Genomic DNA, 17,755 nt, shown 5'->3' on the forward strand with positions numbered 1-17,755 from the left:
AAGGGACAATGGAAGACGGCCCAGTGCCGAGTGGCCGGTGTCGATGAGGAGGAGTGACCCATGGCGGAGTCCGAGCGGCCCACGGAGCAGCGGCGGATGCGACCCGCGCCGTTGCTCTTCGAACCCGCGGAGGCCGCCGCCGATCCGGAGAACTTCTTCGACCTGGAGAAGATCGAGGACCCCCGCGAGCTGCTCTCCCGGGCCACGGAGCTGACCCACGCCTTCCGTGCCGCGACGGACCGCTCCATCGAGTTCCAGGCGATCGCCGCCGCCCAGCTCGCGGACCCGCGCCGCTTCGACCGGCTGACCGCCGCGGCGATCGCCGAGCGCGCGGAGTGGACCGAGGACTACGCGAAGAAGATGGTCGAGTTCGGCCGTGACCTGCTGCGCGGGCGGGCCACCGGCGAGTCCTGAGCCGCGCACGGAACCGCACCGAGCCACGCCGAGCCGCGCCGAGCCGCACGGAGAAGATCTTCTGGCATATGCCAGGGGGTCAAGGTACTCCACGCCCCCCACCCTTGTCCCGGTTTCTGGCAACTCTCAGAAATGGAACCCTCACTACCGGTAGATGTAGCTGGCATGAGCAGCACACCTCTCCCCACACATCCCGCTCTCCCCGCTCCGCACCCCCACGAAGTCACCTCCGCAGGCGCCGCCTGGCTCGCCTCCGCTGAAACGTATCCCCGCAGCGCCCTCACCCACTGGCGCGCACGCCCCGCCGCCCCGGCCGTCCTGCCCTGCGGCTCCGTCTTCGACGTGGTGAGCGTGCCCGCCGTCTTCGGGCGGCGGATGCTCGACCGGTTATGGGAGGACGGGCCCGGCTCGGGCCCCGTCGCCGCGCACCGCGGCCGCGTGCTGCTCTTCGCCGCCCCCGGCACCGCCCACCGCCTCCCGTCGCTCCTGGAGTGGGAGGAGTGGGGCTCCGCCGTGCCCTCGGTCCTCTGCCACGGCGTGGGGGACGCCGTGACCGTCCCGCCGCCCACCACGGGGGCCGACGCCCCGCCCGCCGCCCGGCTCGACTCCCGCTGGCTGGTGGCCCCCGACACCCGCCACCCCTGGCTGCCGGGGCCCGAGGTCATGCTCTGGGCCTGCGTGCGGGCGGCCCGCTCGACCTCGGCTTCCACCGTGCGTATATCGATTTTTCCTCCCGCCGATCAGGATGCTAAGGTCTACGACGTCAGCAGGCGCCGCTAGCTCAGTTGGTTAGAGCAGCTGACTCTTAATCAGCGGGTCCGGGGTTCGAGTCCCTGGCGGCGCACAGACGAGAAGGGCCCTCCGTTCGCGGAGGGCCTTTCTGCTTGTCTCGTCAGCTGGTCAGCCGGAGAGGACCTTCACCGTCCACGCCCCCGACGCCGTCCGCCCCTCCACCGTGATCCGCACGTCCTCGCCCGGCACCGTGAAGCTCTCGCCCGCGCGCACCGGCGCGTCCGCGAGCGGCGGGTAGACCGACTCCGACCAGCAGGACTCCGAGCGGGGGTGCGCGTCGACGACCTCGACGGGGCCGCGGCCCGACGCCGCCGCGCCGCTCACCCGGTAGACCAGGACGCCCTGGCTGCAGGTGGCGTGGTCGTTGCCGGAGGGGCCGCGGGCCTCCAGGGCGATGGCCGAGTCACGGCCCGTGCGGATCACCGCGAGCTTCGCGCCGCCCACGCCGCCGCGCACGGGGGCCGCGGAGAGCGGCTCCAGGGTGAGCCGGTCGGTGCCCGGGGTCACGCACCGCACCTGCCGCGGGTCGAGCCAGCCCAGCTTCCACTTGTGCCAGCCGAAGAGGTCCGGGGCGAGCCCGAACTGGCTGCCCATGACGTCCCAGTCGCCGACGTAGGTGTCCCAGTCGCCCTTGCCGTCCGAGGGGCGGTGGTAGAGGTCCGGGAGGTCGAAGACGTGGCCCGTCTCGTGGGCGAGGACGTTGCGGTCCGGCGGGTGCTGCTCGAAGACCGTGACGATCCGCTTGATGTCCGTGCCGTCGGCCCGCATCGGCTCGTCGAAGTTGACCACCTTCGTCGCGTCCGAGTCGACGCCCGGGGCGTCCGGGTCGGCGACGAAGTAGACGATGTCGTACTTCCCGAAGTCGACGTGCGGATCGGCGGCGGCCACCGCGTCGCGGAGGTAGGCGGTGCGCCGCGAGGCGTTCCAGTCACGCTGTATCTCGTACGAGGTGGAGTCCTCCGGCATCTCGATCCACTCGCGCTGCGGGTGCGGGCGCAGCGTGAACTTGCCGTACGAGGCGCGCTCGAAGAAGCGGCTGGTGGCCGGGAAGTAGTCGGCGGTCAGCTCCTCGGGCGTGGTCAGCGGCGGGGAGTCCGGGAACGAGAGGAAGACCATCACCGCGTCCAGGTTCCGGTCCGGCCGCGGATAGGCCGTGTTCCAGCTGTCCAGGCCCTCCGAGTGGTGGGCCGAGGTGCGCTGGAGGGCGCACGGGGGCGCCGCGGCGTGGGCGGTGGTGGGTCCGGCGACGAGTCCGGTGGCGGCCAGAGCGGTCAGGGACGTGAAGGCGGCGGCGGCACTGCGGATCCAGGGCCGCTCCCCTCCACGAGTGAGTCCCCAAGGGGGGAGCTGACGCGGCACGTCGACCTCCGGGTGCGGAATGCGGGACACCCCACCCACCCTGTGATGTTTTGTTGAACTTCGCCCTGTTTGTCTAACCCGGGAGAGTGAGTGAGCGGCGCCCGGACCGTTCACGGAATGTCACAAGCGATCGGTTCGGGACCGTAGGCGACGGGAGCGGTCGGGGGCCGAGCAGAAATCGTCGGCCGCCCGGAGCGGCCGCCACGCGAGACCGGGACGTGGCTGGAACGCCGCTCTGGGCTCCCTCTATGATCGGCACACTTTCCTGCGCGGACCCGGCCCGATTGGCACTGCCCGAGATCAACTGCACTGCGGGAGCAAGCGGTGAACGGAACGTCTGAAGGGCCAACGCCCACGGCGGTCACAGAACCCGAACCAGTGAGGCCGCCCGTCACGGAGCGTCGCACCCCGCCCCAGGGCGAACCGTGCGCGGATCCCGTGACGCAGGGCGGCCGGAACCATCGCAGCACCGACCATCGCGGCACCGACTTCTCCGCGGCCTTCGCCGCGGCCCCCCTCCCCCTCGCCGTCGTGGACCGCGACGGCCACGTCGTGGCCCCGAACGACGCCTTCGCCGCCCTCGCCGGCGCCGCCCCGGCCGAGCTGACCGGAAAGATCGCCGCCGATCTGGTGGACCTGGCCTCCGACGCCCGCACCTGGCACGCGTACCGCGAGGTGCTCCGCGGCCGGCAGGCCCGGCTGCGCTGCACCCGGCGGCTCAAGCACCCCGACGGGCACTCCCTGTGGGCGCAGATCACCGTGACGCCGATGCCGCACGGCGCCCCCGCCGTGCTGCTCTCCGTCGCCGACATCAGCGCGCGCCGCGAGCTCCAGGCCCGCCTGCGCCACCTCCAGATGCACGACCCGGTGACCCGCCTGCCCAACCGCAGCCTCTTCTTCGAGCGGCTCGCCACGGCGCTGGAGGCGGGCGCGTACGACGACACCAGCACCGGGCGGATCGGGCTCTGCTATCTCGACCTCGACGGGTTCAAGGCGGTCAACGACACCCTCGGGCACCGCGTCGGGGACCGGCTGCTCGCCGCCGTCGCCGAGCGGCTCACCCGCTGCGCCGACCAGGCCGGGTACGGCAGGGCCGCGGCGCCGCTGGTGGCCCGGCTCGGCGGCGACGAGTTCGCGCTGCTCATGGAGGACTCCACCGGCACCGACCAGCTGGCCGACCTCGCCGAGGCGGCCCTCAAGGCGCTCCAGGAGCCCTTCGACCTGTCGGGGCAGCGGCTCGCCGTCTCGGCCTCCATCGGCGTCGTGGAGCGGCGCGCGGCGGGCACCACGACGACCGGTCTGATGCAGGCCGCGGACACCACGCTGTACTGGGCGAAGACCGACGGCAAGGCCCGCTGGACGCTCTTCGACCCGGAGCGCAACGCGCACCGCATGACCCGGCAGGCCCTGTCGAGCTCGCTGCGGCCCGCCGTCGAGCGCGATGAATTCGTCCTGGACTACCAGCCGTTGGTGAGCCTGGACGGGGGCGAGGTGAGCGGGGTCGAGGCACTGGTGCGCTGGCGGCATCCGCAGTTTGGCCTATTGACGCCGAATCGGTTCATCGGCCTGGCCGAGGAGGACGGTTCGATCGTGCAGCTGGGCCGCTGGGTGCTGCGGACCGCCTGCCGCCAGGCCCGCCGCTGGCAGCTCGAACACCCGGACAGGGACCCGCTGTTCGTGAGCGTGAACGTCGCGGTGCGGCAGGTCTGGGACTCCGACCTGGTCGCGGACGTCGCGGAGATCCTCGCCGAGACGGGGCTCGCCCCGCGCCTGCTGCAGCTGGAGCTCACCGAGTCCGCCGTCATGGGTTCGGCCGGGCGGCCCCTGCAGGCCCTGCAGGCGCTCAGCGACATGGGTGTGCGCATCGCCATCGACGACTTCGGCACCGGCTACTCGAACCTCGCGTATCTGAGCCGGCTCCCCGTCTCCGTACTGAAGTTGGACGGATCGTTCGTTCGGGGCTTCCAGTACGAGGCGAACGCGGGTTCCGGCGAGGCGCCGCACATCAGCCCCGCCGACGAGGTGATCGTGGAAGCGCTGGTGCAGCTGGCCCACCGGCTGGGGCTGACCGTCACCGCGGAGTGTGTGGAGACCTCCGGTCAGGCCGAACGGCTGCGGCGGATCGGGTGCGACACGGGGCAGGGGTGGCTCTACTCCCGGCCCGTGGCGCCGGATCGTATCTCCGCGCTGCTCGCCTCCGGCTAGGTGGACGTCTCTCCGGTCGTGTTCTGACCGCGGGCCGGTGGGGGCTGGTCGCGCAGTTCCCCGCGCCCCTTAATCTCTTCCCCTCTCACGGATACGCACGCCTCTACGAAGTCCCGTACCACTTCCGGCACTTGGTCCCCCTTCGGCCACGCCACCCCCACCTCGCTCGGGCTCACCCCGCGCACCGGCCGGTAGACCACGTCGGGGCGCTGGTAGAAGCGGGACGTGGCCTCGGGGGTGAGGGAGATGCCGTAGCCGTTGGCGATGGCGTTGAGCCACTCGTCGGGGTTGTGGGCGACGGCGCCGATCGTCGCCGGGCGGCCCTCGCGTTCGTCGGTGGCCAGCCAGTAGTCGCGCCACCAGCCGGACTCGGGAGGCGTGGCCACGAAGGGCTCGTCGAAGAGGTCGCGGAAGTCGATCGTCTCGCGGTCCGCGAAGGGGTGGGCCGCGGACAGCGCCACCCAGCGGTCCTCGGTGATCAACACCTCGGTGCGCAGGGCGTCCTGGCCGGGGAAGGGCAGCCGCAGCAGGGCCGCGTCCGCCGCGCCGCTCGCCAGCCCCGCCGTCGGGTCGTCCCAGGCGGTCTGGGTGAGCTGCACCCGCCAGCCCGGACGGCGGCGGGCGAACTCGGCGACGATGCGCTGCGTCAGCTCGTTGGCGCCGCTCGCCACGAACCCGACCCGCAGTACCCGCGCCGCCTGGCTCGCGGCGCCGCGCGTGGTGCGCAGGGCACCGTCCCAGGCGTCCAGGACGGCGGGCGTCGCGGCGGCCAGGGCGCGGCCCGCGTCGGTGAGCGCCATCCCGGCCCGTGAGCGCGTGAACAGCTCCACACCGAGCTGCGCCTCCAGCTGCTTGATCTGCTTGGTCAGGGCGGGCTGCGAGATGAAGAGGCGCTCGGCGGCCCGGGTGAGATGACCCTCCTCCGCGACGGCGGCGAAGTAGCGCAGCAGGCGGGTGTCGATGTCCATGCCGTCAGGTTATGGAAAGGGGTATTGGACCGGGGTGCCGGGGCGGGGCGAAGCTCGATGCGTCACCGGGAAAGCCACCCGGCGACAGACCACAGATCACAGACCACGGACAACGGCCTTACGGAAAGGGGGAGATCGCGATGGAGCCCACCGGACCCGAGCTCGTACGGCGCTTCTTCGCCGCGTACGCCACCGGCGACCTGCACACGCTGCGCACCGCCGTCCTGGCGCCCGACGCGGTGTGGCACGTGCCCGGCGACCACCCCCTCGCCGGGACCCACCGGGGCGCCGACGCGATCGTCGCGTACTTCCGGCGGCTCGCGGAGTGCGACTTCCGGGCCGAGGTCCTCTTCCAGGGCGCCGACGACCGGCACGTCGTCGAGGTGCACCGGTGCCGCTCCGACGACGGCACGCTCGACACGACCTGGGTGCTGATCTTCCGTATCGACGGAGGAATCGACGGAGGAGCCGACGGCGGAGTCGACGGCGAACGGATCACCGAGATCCGGAAGTACCCCGCCGACCAGGCGCAGGCGGACGCCTTCTTCCGCCGCGTGTACGCCGTCTGACGCTCACTCGCTTCCCCCTTACGTCCCCTTCCACCCCCTTCCGCTGAGGAACCCATGACCACCTCTCTGGACACCCGTTTGCCTGAAACGGCCCCAACCGCCCCTGCTTCCACGGGATTTGGGCTCCGCGCCTGGCTCATCCTCATCACCCTCGCCGGGGCCTCGTTCATGACGGGCCTCGACTACTCGATCGTCATGGTGGCGCTGCCCGAGATCGGCCGCGACCTGGCCTTCGGGTCCGCGAGCACCCTGCAGTGGGTGGCGACGGCGTGCCTGCTGCCCACCGCCGGGCTGCTCCCGCTCTTCGGGCGGCTCTCCGACCTGGTGGGCAGGCGGCGGCTGTTCCGCCTCGGCACCTTCCTGTTCACCGCGCTGTCCCTGGTGGCCGCGGCCGCCGTGTCGCCCGCCATGCTGATCGCGGCCCGCGCCGGCCAGGGGATCGCGGCCGCGATGATCGCGCCGACCGCCATCGCCCTGATGACCTCGGCCTTCCCCGAGGGCCCGCAGCGCACCAAGGCGCTCTCCGTGAACGGTGCCCTCGTCTCGCTCGGCTTCGTCGTCGGCACCATCGGCGGCGGCGTGATCACCAGCGGGCTCGACTGGCGCTGGACCATGGTCCTGTTGACGGCCCTCGGCTCCGTCGTCCTGCTCGGCTCCTTCACCGTCCTGCCGAAGACCGACGTCCGCCGCGCAGGCCGGCTCGACCTGCCCGGCGCCGTGCTGTCCAGCGCCGGTCTGACCGCCCTCGTGTACGGCATCTCCACCGGCTCGGACGCCGGGTGGGCCGCGCCGGTGACCGCCCTGTCCCTCGTCGGCGCGGTGGCCCTGCTCGCCGGGTTCTTCGCCGTCGAGGCCCGCCACCCGGCGCCGCTCGTGCCGCTCGGGCTGCTGAGGCGGCGCACGGTCAAGTGGGGCTTCCTCGTCGGCACGATCACGTACGGGATGTGCGGCGGCGCCACCCTGCTGCTCACCCTGTACATGCAGGACGTGCTCGGCTGGTCGCCGCTGGCCACCGGCTTCGGGTTCCTCGCCGAGGGCGTGGCCGCGATCGCCGGCGGCACGCTGGCCGCACGGGTCATCGCCCGGCGCGGCACCACCGCGGCGCTCCTGCTCGGCCTGGCCGTCCAGGCCGCCGGGACCACCGGGATGTTCCTGCTCCCGGCCGACGCCAACCTGCCGCTGCTGCTTGCCACTTCGGGTGCCATGGGTTTCGGCCACGTGCTGTCGGTGGTGGCCGTGGTCGCCACCATCACCTCGGGCCTGAGCGAGGACGAGCAGGGCGTGGGCGGTTCGATCGCGCAGATGCCGCTGTACGTCGGCGCGATCGGCACGGCGATCCTGACGGCCGTCGTCTCGGCGAGCGCGGGCTCCGCGCTGACCGGGCTGCACCACGCCTTCCTGGTGGCGGGCCTGATCGCGGCGGCCGGGCTGCCGGTGGCGGGGGTGCTGCTGCGCCGCAGGTGAGGTGAGCACGTACGGATACGCGAGGGCGCCGTCTCCCCGGGGAAGGGGAGGCGGCGCCCTCGCGTGCGGTCAGGCGGCCGGGAGGCCGTACGCGTCCGCGATCAGCTCGTAGCTGTGCACGCGGACGTCGGAGCTGTGCGCGTTGGCCGTCAGCATCAGCTCGTCGGCGCCGGTGCGCTTGGCCAGGTCGTCGAGGCCGGCGCGGACCTCGTCGGCGGTGCCGTGGATGACGTTGGAGTTCCAGTTCGCGATGAACTCCCGCTCCATCTCGTTGAATTGATACGCCTCGGCCTCCTCGGGCGTCGGCACGAGACCCGGGCGGCCGGTGCGCAGGCGGACCATGTTGAGGGCGGCGGCCAGGACCTGGCGGCGGGCCTCCCGCTCCTCATCCGTCGCGAGCGCCGAGACGCCGATCAGGGCGTACGGCTCGGTGAGCACCGCCGAGGGGCGGAAGGACTCGCGGTAGAGGTCGAGGGCCGGGATCGTGTTCTGCGCGGAGAAGTGGTGCGCGAAGGCGAAGGGCAGCCCGAGCGTGCCGGCGAGCCGGGCGCTGAAGCCGGACGAGCCGAGCAGCCAGAGCGGCGGCCGGTGCGGGGACTGGACGCCGCCCGGCGAGGTCGCCTGGACCGGGCCCGGCACGGCGTGGATGCGGGCGTACGGGTGCCCGTCCGGGAAGTCGTCGTCGAGGAAGCGGGTGAGCTCGGCGAGCTGCTGCGGAAAGTCTTCCCCAGGCTCTCGGCTTCGCTCGAGCAGGGGAGACCCCATTGCACCCTCGTTGAGGCGATCGGTGCGGCGCAGGGCGGCGGCGGTGGCGCCGTCCGTGCCGGGCGCGCGGCCGAGGCCCAGGTCGACGCGGCCGGGGGCGAGCGCCTCCAGGGTGCCGAACTGCTCGGCGATGACGAGGGGCGCGTGGTTCGGCAGCATGACGCCGCCGGAGCCGAGCCGGATGCGGTCGGTGTGGGCGGCGAGGTGGGCCAGGATCACGGCGGGCGAGGAGGAGGCGACGCCCGGCATCGAATGGTGCTCGGCCACCCAGTAGCGGTGGAAGCCGCGCCGCTCGGCGAGGCGCGAGAGGGTCACGCTGGTGCGCAGCGCGTCGCTCGCGGTGCGTCCGGCGCCGACGGTGACCAGGTCGAGGACGGACAGGGGCACGGGTGCGGTACCGTGCCGCTCGCCGCGGATCCCGTCGCCCGCGTCGCCCGGTCCGCCCGCACGCCCTTCGTTCCGGTCCACTGCGTCCTGTGCCACGGGGGCCTCCTGCTGTGCTCTGCGTCCGTACGTATGTCATGTGGGTACGCAGGGGCGAACAGGAGTGGTTCTCCGCTTATTCCCGGACCGCGCCCGGACCGTGTCCCGGGACGGGTTCAGCCACCGCCGAAGAACCGCCACAGCGCGTAGATGAGCCCGTACACGACCATCGCGAGCAGCCGGTGCAGCACGAACGCGAGCAGACAGGCGCAGGCCCCGAACGCGATGCGCCCGCCGCGCCAGGTCCGCGTCGCGGGGACCAGCCAGCTCGCGACGAGAAGGGCGAGCGTCGGCGCGTACACCACGAACCAGGCGGTGGGCAGGGGCATCGCCGACTGGTTCAGGTACGCGATGAGGAGGGCGAGCGGGGTGCAGAGGGCCGGGGGCAGCCACCACAGGCCGTCGCGCGGGGCGGCGGCCGGGCGCGGGCGGGGGGCGGCCGGGTGGGGCGGCCAGGGCGCGGACGCGTACGGGTTCGGGTTCGGGTGGCTGGGGTGCCTCATGCGGTCCAGTCGACCGCCCGCCGGGGAGGGCGGGGCAGGGCACTCCTACTCAGTACGTGGGCGTCCCGTACTCAGCTCCCGCCTCCCAGGAACCGCAGCACCGCGAGCACCCTGCGGTGGTCCGCGTCCGCCTTCGGCAGGTCCAGCTTCGCCAGGATGCTGTTGATGTGCTTGGCGACCGCGCTCTCGCTGACCACGAGGCGGGCCGCGATGCCCGCGTTCGAGCGGCCCTCCGCCATGAGGGCGAGCACGTCGCGCTCGCGCTCGGTGAGCCGGTCAAGGGGATCGCTGGTGCGACGGACCAGGAGCTGGGCGACGACCTGGGGGTCCAGGGCGGTGCCGCCCGCCGCGACCCGGCGCAGCGCCTCGATGAACTCCTCGACGTCCGCGACCCGTTGCTTGAGGAGATAGCCGATGCCGCTCGTGTTCGTGGCGAGGAGCTCGGCCGCGTACCGCTCCTCCACGTATTGGGAGAGCATCAACACCGCCGTGTCCGGCTGCTGTTGACGGATGGCCAGGGCCGCGCGCACGCCCTCGTCGGTGAAGCCGGGCGGCATCCGGACGTCCACGACGGCGAGGTCCGGGCGGTGCGCGGCGACGGCGGCGAGCAGCCCTTCCGCGTCCCCCGCCTCCGCGACGACCTCGAACCCGGCCATCTCCAGGACCTTCACCAGGCCGACGCGGAGCAGGACCGAGTCCTCGGCGATCACGGCACGTCGTCGTACGTCGGGCACGGCAGCTCCACGCTCATCATGGTCGGGCCCCCCACGGGGCTGCTCATCCGGAAGGTTCCGTCCACGGACCGCACTCGCTGGGCAAGCCCCTTGAGTCCGCTCCCCTTGGCCGGGTCGGCGCCGCCCGAACCGTCGTCGGCGATCACCACCCGCAGTATGTCGCCGAGCCGGGTGACCGTCACCTCGGCGCGGGTCGCGTCCGGGGCGTGCTTGGCGATGTTGGTCAGCGCCTCGGAGACGACGAAGTAGGCGACGGCCTCCACGGCGGGCGCGGCCCGGCGCGGCAGCTCGGAGCGCAGCCGTACGGGCACGGGGGCGCGGGCGGCGAGGCCCGACAGGGCGGCGTCCAGGCCGAGTTCGTCGAGGACGGCCGGGTGCAGTCCGCGCACCAGCTGGTTGAGCTCCTCGATGGCCTCCTTCGCCTCCCGGTGCGCCGTGTCGATGACCTCGCGGGCCTCGGGCGGCAGATCGGTGAGCGTCGCCCTGGCCAGGCCGAGGCCCAGGGCGAGCGAGACGAGGCGCTGCTGGGCGCCGTCGTGCAGGTCGCGCTCGATGCGGCGGCGCTCGGCGTCCGCGGCGTCGACGGCGCCCGCGCGGCTCTCGGTGAGGTCCTCGACGCGCCGCTCCAGCTCGTCGGAGCGGCTGACCCCGAGGACGCCCCGCCCGACGAGGTTCTCCAGCCGGACGAGTCCCGCGGCGCTCGCGGGCACGGCGGCGAGCAGGCCGAGCCCGAGGGCGGAGACCACGGTGGCCCAGGTGCTGTAGCCGGGGTGGCCGACCCGCCAGTCGACGGGGACCAGCCAGATCCACCCGATGGCGAGGGCGGCCGCGAGCCCCGTCAACACGGTGGCCAGCAGGGCGAGTTCGAGGATTCCGAGCAGCGGACCGACCAGCCAGTTGTAGCCGAACTGCCGCTTGGGCTGGGTGAATCGGAGCCGCGGCAGGTCCACTCCGCACAGGGTGCGGAAGCGCCAGCGCTGGACCTCCGTGAGGCCGTACCCCGTGAGGAGCAACAGCACCACGGGGATCGGGAGCAGCGTCGGAGCGGTGGACGAGGTCGCCTTGACGGTCTTGATCAGCAGCCCGAGAACCCAGAAGAAGAGAGCCGCCGGGAGCAGATGAGGCAGCACCCCGGCGGCGGCGAAGAGCAGATCGCGCCGGAGCCGGGTGAGGGCGCGGCGCAGCCGGGGCGGAATGGTCATGATCAAACGATAGGGCGCGGGGGGCGGTGGCCGCGCTGCACGCAGTTTCCGTCTTCGGGGTGCAACCTGTGCCACCCCAAGACGGATACGGGTGTTACTGACGGGGGCCGCGTGGTGGCGGAGCGTGGCGAGGGAGCCCGAAGGCCGGGTTCACCACGACCGGAGGCGCGACGCGATGACCCTCACCACTTCCCTCAACTCTCCTTCCCTGACGAGTGGTTGGGCACCTACCGACACGCTGCGGCGCCGCCGGTGGCAGGGCCGGGTCCTCGTCGGCGCGGGCCTCGCCCTGCTCCCGTGGATGGGCTACCTCGCGGGCACGCTCCCGCCCGCCCAGGCGGCGGCATGGGTGGCCCTGGACGCCCTGGAGGCGGCGTGCCTGTGCGCGGCGGGCGCGCCGCTGCTGCGGGGCGAACCGGTGCGGCGGGGCGCGGCGTTGGGGGCCGCGGTGCTGTTGGTCGCGGACGCGTGTGTGGATGTGGCGACGGCGGGGCCGGGGGCGGAGCTGGTCCAGGCGGTGGGGATGGCGGTGGGGGCGGAGCTGCCGTTGGCGGTGTTGTGCGGGGGGTTGGGGGTGGCGCGGAGCGGCAGGTAGCGGGCGCGCGGAGCGGGTAGCGGCAACAGCGCCGCCCGCCCCTGACGGCCCCCGCGACCTACACCTGCACCACGGGCTCGCGGCTGAACAGCGTCCCCAGTCCCGGCGCGTTGACCCTCCGGCCCGCGAGCCGGAGGCCCTCCCACAGCGTGACCTGGTTCGCGGTGAGCACCGGCTTGCCGAGCGCGGCCTCGACCTCCGCGACATACGCGGCCGTGTGCAGCGCGGTATCGGGCAGCAGCACCGCCTCCGCGTCCGGGTGGTCGCCCTCGCGGGCCAGCGCGAGCACCTCGTCACGTCCCCACGTCCCCACCTCCGCCGCGGTGATGATCCCGCTCCCCCGCATCGCGACGACCTCGGCCCCCGCCGACTTCAGGAACGCCGAGAAGTGTCCCGCGACGTCCTCCGGATACGTGGCGGCGACCGCGACCCGGCCGGCGCCCACCTCCCGTACCGCATGGGCGAACGCGAACGACGTCGAGGACGCGGGCAGCCCCGCCGCCCGCGCGAGGCCCCGCACCTGCTCGTGCGCGCCCTCCCAGCCGAAGACGAAGCTGGCGCTGGTGCACGCCCACACCACCGCCTCCGCGCCGGTGAGCCGCAGCTCCTCCACCCGGTCCGTGAGGCGCTGCGCGGAGCCCATCTCCAGGAGCGCGTCCACCCGGTGGGCGTCCTCGCCGATGTCCGTGTGCACGACGTGCAGCCGCACGTCGCTGTCGAGCATCTGCTCCATGCGGGGGTAGTCGTCCTCGGCGGAGTGCCCCGGGTAGAGGAATCCCAGTGCGGTCACGTCGTCCAGCCTCCTTCTGACTCTGCGGGCGGTGGCGGCCCTTCGGGCAGTCCCGTCAGCTCCCCTCCCGGTACCCCGGGCAGCCCCGGCGGCTCCGCCGGGGGACCGAGCGGCACCTCCGGCGGCGCGGCGACCGCCGGCGGCAGTGGTGACGCCAGCGGATCGGCGCCCGGCCGCGCCGCCGGGTCGATCAGAGCCTGGTACGGGCCTACAGCACGCGTACCCACGCGGCGCAGGGCCGACCACATGGTCACCTGGTTCGCCGAGATCACCGGCATCCGCAGCTCGGCCTCCAGCTGCGGGATCACGTCGTAGGTGGGGAGGTTGGTGCAGCTGATGAAGAGCGCATCGGCCGGGCCGTTCCCGTCACCGAGCACGGCCCGGCGGGCCATGTCCGCGACATCCCGGTACGGCACCTTCCAGATGTGCCGGGTCAGCCCCAGATAGGCGCGCCCGATGACCTGGACCCCGGCCTCCTGCAGGTACTCCTCCAGCGACTGTGTGACCGACCAGGTGTACGGCGTGACCAGCGCGATCCGCCGCACGTCCAGCTCGGCGAGCGCCTCCAGGAGCGCGCCCGACGTGGTCACGGAGTGGATGCCGCCGCCCTCGCGCATCATGGCCTCGCACATGGCGCGCTCACCGGCGGTGCCGCCGACGAAGCTGCCGGACGTGCAAGCGTAGGCGAGGACTTCCGGTTCGGCGGCGCTCAGCGCGCGGACGGCCTCGGCGAGCGTCTCGTGCTCGCTGACCAGGCGGGCCAGGTCGAGGCTGACCTCGACGGGGACGAACGGCGTACGGGTGAGATGCAGGGAGACCTCGTCCGGAACCCAGCGCCACAGTTCGCGGTCGAGGGCGAAGTCGAAGGGGGCGACGACGCCGACACCGCGTTGCGGGTGCGGTCCGCCGAGGAAGGAGACGTCCATGAGCAGGCCCCAAGATCGTCGTGCGTGTTGACATGAGGGACCGGCCGGGGGCCGGGAGGAGCAGTTGCCGGCGACGCGCCGGGACGTCGGGACGGGGACGGTTCGGCCGCTGGGCCGCAGTGCCTTCGGTGTGCCTCTGCGCAGCTGATCCGCTGTCGATCCGCTGTTGATCCGCTGTGCGGTTGTGCCTCTGTTGACGAAGGTAGGTTCCGGTGCCAGCGTGGTCAATCCGCACACCAATCCGCACATCCCAGACGGCTGCCGACGCCGGATCCCAGCGGCGGCAGAAGCCGGGACCTCCATGGAATCGGAGGCTCGTTGCCAAACGGTTTCCCCCAGATGTCCGGTTCATCCCTCCCGACCCTCCTCGTGCTCGACGCCGGGCCCGATGTGCCGCCGCCCCGGCTCGGCCGCCTCGCCGGGCGGGTGCATGTCCAGCATGCCGACGCGTCGACGCTCGCGGCCCGACTCCCGTCCGCGGACGCCCTGCTGGTGTGGGACTTCTCCTCGCACGCCGTCCGGCACGCCTGGCCGGGCGAGGGGCCGCGGCCGCGCTGGGTGCACACCGCGAGCGCGGGCGTGGACCATCTGATGTGTCCCGAACTCGCGGCCTCCGACACCCTCGTCACCAACGCCCGCGGCGTCTTCGACGCACCGATCGCGGAGTACGTCGCCGCGCTCGTCCTCGCGATGGCCAAGGACCTGCCGCACACGCTCGCCCTGCAGGCGGAGCGCACCTGGCTGCACCGCGAGACCCGGCGCGTGGCGGGCACGCGCGCGTGCGTGGTGGGCTCGGGGCCGATCGGGCGCGCCATCGTCCGCGTCCTGGAGGCGCTCGGCATCACCGTCGCCCTGGTCGGCCGGACCGCGCGGGCGGACGTGCACGGGCCGGACGAGCTGGACCGGCTGCTCACGCGCGCCGACTGGGTGGTGTGCGCGGCGCCGCTCACCGACGACACCCGGGGCATGTTCGACGCGCGCCGCTTCGCGCTCATGCCGCCGTCGGCCTGCTTCATCAACATCGGCCGCGGCCCGCTGGTCGTGGAGAAGGACCTGGCCCTCGCCCTCACGAACCGGGGCCTCTCGGGCGCGGCCCTGGACGTCTTCGAGCGGGAGCCGCTGACGCCGGACAGCCCGCTGTGGTCGGTGCCGGGCCTGATCGTCTCGCCGCACATGAGCGGCGACACGGTGGGCTGGCGCGATGAACTGGGCGCGCAGTTCGTCGAGTTGTACGAGCAGTGGGAGGCGGGCGGGCCGCTCGCGAACGTGGTCGACAAGAAACGTGGGTATGTCCCAGGACATTGATCACGCACACGGCACCACGTGGCTACGTAGCCACAGGGTTACAGGGCCACGTGGCCCTGTAGTGCCGTGACGCCGTAACGACGCAGGAGGCTGGATGTCCGAGCTCACCGACCTCACCGCCGTACAACTCCTCGACGGCTACCGCAAGGGCGAATTCGGCCCGGTCGACGTGACCCGCGCGGCGCTGCGCCGGGCCGAGGAGACCGAGCCCGCCGTGAACGCCTTCGTGCGCCTCACCCCCGACGAGGCCCTCGCCCAGGCCGAGGAGAGTACGCGGCGCTGGCGGGCCGGCGAGCCACAGGGGCTCCTCGACGGCGTGCCGGTCTCGGTGAAGGACATCCTGCTGCAGCGCGGCGCCCCCACCCTGCGCGGCTCCAAAACCGTCTCGGAGGAGGGCGCTTGGGACGAGGACGCCCCTTCGGTGGCCCGCCTTCGCGAGCACGGTGCGGTGTTCATCGGCAAGACGACGACGCCGGAGTTCGGCTGGAAGGGCGTCACCGACAGCCCGCTGAACGGGGTCACGCGCAATCCGTACGACCCCTCGCGCACCGCGGGCGGCTCCAGCGGCGGCAGCGCGGCGGCGGTCGCCCTCGGCGCGGGCGCCCTGTCGCTCGGCACGGACGGCGGGGGGTCGGTGCGCATCCCCGGCTCCTTCTGCGGCATCTTCGCGCTGAAGCCGACGTACGGGAGGGTGCCGCTGTACCCGGCGTCACCGTTCGGGACGCTCGCGCATGTGGGGCCGATGACGCGGGACGCGGCGGACGCGGCCCTGACGATGGACGTGATCAGCGGCTCCGACTGGCGGGACTGGTCCCAACTGGCCCCGGCGGCGGGCGACTTCCGCTCGGCCGTGGAGGGCGGCGTGCGCGGCCTGCGCATCGCCTACTCCCCCTCGCTCGGCGGCCAGGTGGCGGTGCGCCCCGAGGTGGCGTCGGCGGTCCGGCGGGCGGTGGAGGCCCTCGCCGCGCAGGGCGCCTGGGTGGAGGAGGCCGACCCCGACTTCTCGGACCCCGTGGAAGCCTTCCACACCCTGTGGTTCAGCGGGGCGGCGCGCGTGGTGCAGCATCTGCCGCCCGCCAAGCGGGAGTTGCTCGACCCCGGCCTGCGCGAGGTCGTCGGGGCGGGCGCGCGGTACAGCGCCCTGGACTACCTCGCGGCGGTCGACGTACGGATGGAACTGGGCCGCCGCATGGGCCGCTTCCACTCGACGTACGACCTGCTGGTGACGCCGACGCTGCCGATCACGGCCTTCGAGGCGGGAGTTGAGGTGCCGAAGGGCACGGGCTCCCGGCGCTGGACGGGCTGGACCCCCTTCACGTACCCCTTCAACCTCACCCAGCAGCCCGCGTGCACGGTGCCGTGCGGGGTGGACGGGGAGGGGCTGCCGATCGGGGTGCAGCTGGTCGGTGCACGGCACGCGGACGCCCTCGTCCTGCGGGCCGCGCACGCGTTGTACGGGGCCGGGGCGGCGGACATCGCCGCCCCCGGCACCCCTGGACCCGCGTCCGGCGGAACTGGCGCTACGCCCGACGGAACTGGGGCTACGCCCGGCGGAAGCTGAGGGTCTCCCCCAGCGCCCCGCCCCGCCACAGGTCCTGACACGCCTCGGCCATCCGGTCGAGGCCCTCGACCACCTGGCCCCACACGATGCCGGGGACCCAGCCCACGTCACCGTTGATCAGGAGATTGTTGCGCTCGTAGAAGAGGGCCAGATCGACGACCGTGCCCTGCTGGTCCTTTTCGTAGCCGTATGACTTGGTGCCCAACTCCGTCCCGGTGAAGGTGAAATAGCAGAGGTCACCGGGGATGGGGGTGATGGTGGGGTTCTCGAGGGGCGGCTCTTGCGGGGCGAACGCCGGGAAGAGGGCGTAGATCTCGTTGCGGGCGTATTTCGCGTGATAGACGTCGCTGCCCAGGGGGAGGGCGTCCCACACGGCCGCACAGGTGCGCGGGGCGCGGTCGTCGAGGAGTTTGGCGGTGCAGCGCACATCGCGCTTGTCGAGCGAGACTTCGATAAACCGGTCTGCCATACGGTCTCCTTGCCCTTCACGGTTTTCCGCGGCCCATTTCCTTGGCCTCTTGCCCTTTTGTGCACCTCACCAACAGACAATTGAGGCGCTCTGTCGAGGCGAGCAGAATCTCGCGTGCTGCGGATTCGGGACGCAGAACTCCCCCAATGCTGCAGCACGCATCCATCGCTCGCAACGCCCCGGCCCCCGGGCCGCTCAAAGGAGTTGACGGAGTTGACCTGGACAATGAACCCACACACCGACGACGCGCCGCGCGCACAGCGCACGAGCCCGCGCGCCAGGAAGGCCGTGCTCGGCTTCGTCGCCGCCGCGCTCAGCGTCGGCGCCACGCTCGGCGGCACGGCGGGGGCCCAGGCCGAGCCCACGCCGACCCATAAGGGTCCGCACTGTTACGACGGACCTGCCAACTGCGTGCTGACCAAGTACCACCCGCGCAAGGGCACCGTGCGCGTCACGGTGAACAACGTCGGCCACTCCCCGTACCTCTACGGCGGCGACGTGCGCCACCGCGGAAAGATCAAGTGCACTTTCGAGGTCCGCGACAAGTGGAAGAAGAAGACCTTCAAGTGCAAGAACATGCCGAAGGGGAAGCTCCGCCTCGCCATGCCGTACGGCAAGAGCACCCACATCAGCATGAAGTGGTAATTCCCT

The 17,755-nt window shown here is 72.7% G+C and carries 18 protein-coding genes and 1 tRNA gene; 10 read left to right on the top strand and 9 right to left on the bottom strand.

All coding sequences use genetic code 11. The features are described from left to right. Positions 1-60 precede the first annotated feature (60 nt). The 3 genes from ACQB60_RS05910 (at position 61) to ACQB60_RS05920 (ending at position 1,258) form a co-directional block, all read left to right on the top strand. Complete coding sequence (locus tag ACQB60_RS05910) at positions 61-414, top strand: DUF8844 domain-containing protein (RefSeq protein WP_496924701.1); 354 nt, start codon at positions 61-63, stop codon at positions 412-414. Between the two features lie 165 nt (positions 415-579). Then, the gene (locus ACQB60_RS05915; protein ID WP_496924702.1) at positions 580-1,194 is read left to right on the top strand and encodes a bifunctional DNA primase/polymerase; all 615 of its coding nucleotides are present in this window, start codon (positions 580-582) and stop codon (positions 1,192-1,194) included. Next, positions 1,185-1,258 (top strand) — tRNA-Lys (locus ACQB60_RS05920). Before ACQB60_RS05915 ends, ACQB60_RS05920 begins: the two co-directional genes overlap by 10 nt. A gap of 56 nt (positions 1,259-1,314) precedes the next feature. Here ACQB60_RS05920 and ACQB60_RS05925 read toward each other — a convergent pair. After that, positions 1,315-2,595, bottom strand: coding sequence for a M6 family metalloprotease domain-containing protein (locus ACQB60_RS05925; RefSeq protein ID WP_496924703.1), 1,281 nt, complete (start codon positions 2,593-2,595; stop codon positions 1,315-1,317). Positions 2,596-2,889: 294 nt separating this feature from the next. Between ACQB60_RS05925 and ACQB60_RS05930 the strand changes: the two genes are divergently transcribed. Then, a complete protein-coding gene (locus tag ACQB60_RS05930; protein WP_496924704.1) occupies positions 2,890-4,770 on the top strand; it encodes a putative bifunctional diguanylate cyclase/phosphodiesterase in 1,881 nt (626 codons plus the stop codon). On the opposite strand, the gene ACQB60_RS05935 is transcribed toward ACQB60_RS05930, so the two are convergent. Continuing rightward, positions 4,767-5,738: a LysR family transcriptional regulator gene (locus tag ACQB60_RS05935; RefSeq protein WP_496924705.1), complete on the bottom strand. Its 972-nt coding sequence runs from the start codon at positions 5,736-5,738 to the stop codon at positions 4,767-4,769. The two genes, ACQB60_RS05930 and ACQB60_RS05935, sit on opposite strands and share 4 nt — an antisense overlap. A gap of 140 nt (positions 5,739-5,878) precedes the next feature. Here ACQB60_RS05935 and ACQB60_RS05940 point away from each other — a divergent pair, with 140 nt between their 5' ends. Together ACQB60_RS05940 and ACQB60_RS05945 are read left to right on the top strand one after the other, a co-directional pair. Beyond that, positions 5,879-6,307 (top strand): nuclear transport factor 2 family protein, encoded by a 429-nt coding sequence (locus ACQB60_RS05940; RefSeq protein ID WP_496924706.1) that lies wholly within the window; start codon positions 5,879-5,881, stop codon positions 6,305-6,307. A gap of 54 nt (positions 6,308-6,361) precedes the next feature. Further along, entirely contained in the window at positions 6,362-7,771 is a 1,410-nt protein-coding gene (locus ACQB60_RS05945; RefSeq protein WP_496924707.1) for an MFS transporter, read from the top strand. Between the two features lie 69 nt (positions 7,772-7,840). Here the strand turns inward: ACQB60_RS05945 and ACQB60_RS05950 are convergent, their stop codons facing one another. From ACQB60_RS05950 to ACQB60_RS05965, 4 genes are all read right to left on the bottom strand, one after another. Then, positions 7,841-9,019, bottom strand: a complete 1,179-nt coding sequence (locus ACQB60_RS05950; protein WP_496924708.1) for an LLM class flavin-dependent oxidoreductase — start codon at positions 9,017-9,019, stop codon at positions 7,841-7,843. A gap of 116 nt (positions 9,020-9,135) precedes the next feature. Continuing rightward, positions 9,136-9,522: a hypothetical protein gene (locus ACQB60_RS05955; RefSeq protein WP_496924709.1), complete on the bottom strand. Its 387-nt coding sequence runs from the start codon at positions 9,520-9,522 to the stop codon at positions 9,136-9,138. 71 nt (positions 9,523-9,593) lie between these two features. Next, entirely contained in the window at positions 9,594-10,232 is a 639-nt protein-coding gene (locus ACQB60_RS05960) for a response regulator (RefSeq protein ID WP_496924793.1), read from the bottom strand. Further along, the gene (locus tag ACQB60_RS05965) at positions 10,229-11,458 is read right to left on the bottom strand and encodes a sensor histidine kinase (RefSeq protein ID WP_496924710.1); all 1,230 of its coding nucleotides are present in this window, start codon (positions 11,456-11,458) and stop codon (positions 10,229-10,231) included. The genes ACQB60_RS05960 and ACQB60_RS05965 overlap by 4 nt, the downstream gene beginning before the upstream one ends. A 175-nt stretch (positions 11,459-11,633) precedes the next feature. Between ACQB60_RS05965 and ACQB60_RS05970 the strand changes: the two genes are divergently transcribed. After that, positions 11,634-12,053, top strand: coding sequence for a hypothetical protein (locus ACQB60_RS05970; protein ID WP_496924711.1), 420 nt, complete (start codon positions 11,634-11,636; stop codon positions 12,051-12,053). A 58-nt stretch (positions 12,054-12,111) separates the two neighbouring features. Here the strand turns inward: ACQB60_RS05970 and ACQB60_RS05975 are convergent, their stop codons facing one another. Next, on the bottom strand, positions 12,112-12,843 hold the full coding sequence (locus ACQB60_RS05975; protein ID WP_496924712.1) for a maleate cis-trans isomerase family protein: 732 nt from the start codon (positions 12,841-12,843) through the stop codon (positions 12,112-12,114). After that, the gene (locus tag ACQB60_RS05980) at positions 12,840-13,769 is read right to left on the bottom strand and encodes a maleate cis-trans isomerase family protein (RefSeq protein WP_496924713.1); all 930 of its coding nucleotides are present in this window, start codon (positions 13,767-13,769) and stop codon (positions 12,840-12,842) included. Before ACQB60_RS05980 ends, ACQB60_RS05975 begins: the two co-directional genes overlap by 4 nt. A gap of 339 nt (positions 13,770-14,108) precedes the next feature. Here ACQB60_RS05980 and ACQB60_RS05985 point away from each other — a divergent pair, with 339 nt between their 5' ends. Together ACQB60_RS05985 and ACQB60_RS05990 are read left to right on the top strand one after the other, a co-directional pair. Then, on the top strand, positions 14,109-15,074 hold the full coding sequence (locus tag ACQB60_RS05985; RefSeq protein ID WP_496924714.1) for a D-2-hydroxyacid dehydrogenase: 966 nt from the start codon (positions 14,109-14,111) through the stop codon (positions 15,072-15,074). A 94-nt stretch (positions 15,075-15,168) separates the two neighbouring features. Next, on the top strand, positions 15,169-16,635 hold the full coding sequence (locus tag ACQB60_RS05990; RefSeq protein ID WP_496924715.1) for an amidase: 1,467 nt from the start codon (positions 15,169-15,171) through the stop codon (positions 16,633-16,635). Here ACQB60_RS05990 and ACQB60_RS05995 read toward each other — a convergent pair. After that, positions 16,616-17,104, bottom strand: a complete 489-nt coding sequence (locus ACQB60_RS05995) for a DUF3830 family protein (RefSeq protein WP_384831580.1) — start codon at positions 17,102-17,104, stop codon at positions 16,616-16,618. The two genes, ACQB60_RS05990 and ACQB60_RS05995, sit on opposite strands and share 20 nt — an antisense overlap. Positions 17,105-17,329: 225 nt before the next feature. Between ACQB60_RS05995 and ACQB60_RS06000 the strand changes: the two genes are divergently transcribed. Beyond that, the gene (locus ACQB60_RS06000) at positions 17,330-17,749 is read left to right on the top strand and encodes a hypothetical protein (RefSeq protein ID WP_496924716.1); all 420 of its coding nucleotides are present in this window, start codon (positions 17,330-17,332) and stop codon (positions 17,747-17,749) included. The last annotated feature ends 6 nt before the right edge of the window (positions 17,750-17,755 follow it).

Source organism: Streptomyces odontotermitis, assembly GCF_050510915.1.
In the GTDB taxonomy this organism is placed as follows: Bacteria; Actinomycetota; Actinomycetes; order Streptomycetales; family Streptomycetaceae; genus Streptomyces.

Excerpts from the sequence above, each read along its gene's own strand:
- ACQB60_RS05945 (WP_496924707.1), top strand. The coding sequence starts at position 6,362 with ATGACCACCTCTCTGGACACCCGTTTGCCTGAAACGGCCCCAACCGCC.
- ACQB60_RS05985 (WP_496924714.1), top strand. The coding sequence starts at position 14,109 with ATGTCCGGTTCATCCCTCCCGACCCTCCTCGTGCTCGACGCCGGGCCC.
- ACQB60_RS05990 (WP_496924715.1), top strand. The coding sequence starts at position 15,169 with ATGTCCGAGCTCACCGACCTCACCGCCGTACAACTCCTCGACGGCTAC.
- ACQB60_RS05995 (WP_384831580.1), bottom strand. The coding sequence starts at position 17,104 with ATGGCAGACCGGTTTATCGAAGTCTCGCTCGACAAGCGCGATGTGCGC.
- ACQB60_RS05955 (WP_496924709.1), bottom strand. The coding sequence starts at position 9,522 with ATGAGGCACCCCAGCCACCCGAACCCGAACCCGTACGCGTCCGCGCCC.
- ACQB60_RS05915 (WP_496924702.1), top strand. The coding sequence starts at position 580 with ATGAGCAGCACACCTCTCCCCACACATCCCGCTCTCCCCGCTCCGCAC.
- ACQB60_RS05970 (WP_496924711.1), top strand. The coding sequence starts at position 11,634 with ATGACCCTCACCACTTCCCTCAACTCTCCTTCCCTGACGAGTGGTTGG.
- ACQB60_RS05940 (WP_496924706.1), top strand. The coding sequence starts at position 5,879 with ATGGAGCCCACCGGACCCGAGCTCGTACGGCGCTTCTTCGCCGCGTAC.
- ACQB60_RS05935 (WP_496924705.1), bottom strand. The coding sequence starts at position 5,738 with ATGGACATCGACACCCGCCTGCTGCGCTACTTCGCCGCCGTCGCGGAG.
- ACQB60_RS06000 (WP_496924716.1), top strand. The coding sequence starts at position 17,330 with ATGAACCCACACACCGACGACGCGCCGCGCGCACAGCGCACGAGCCCG.
- ACQB60_RS05910 (WP_496924701.1), top strand. The coding sequence starts at position 61 with ATGGCGGAGTCCGAGCGGCCCACGGAGCAGCGGCGGATGCGACCCGCG.
- ACQB60_RS05965 (WP_496924710.1), bottom strand. The coding sequence starts at position 11,458 with ATGACCATTCCGCCCCGGCTGCGCCGCGCCCTCACCCGGCTCCGGCGC.
- ACQB60_RS05980 (WP_496924713.1), bottom strand. The coding sequence starts at position 13,769 with ATGGACGTCTCCTTCCTCGGCGGACCGCACCCGCAACGCGGTGTCGGC.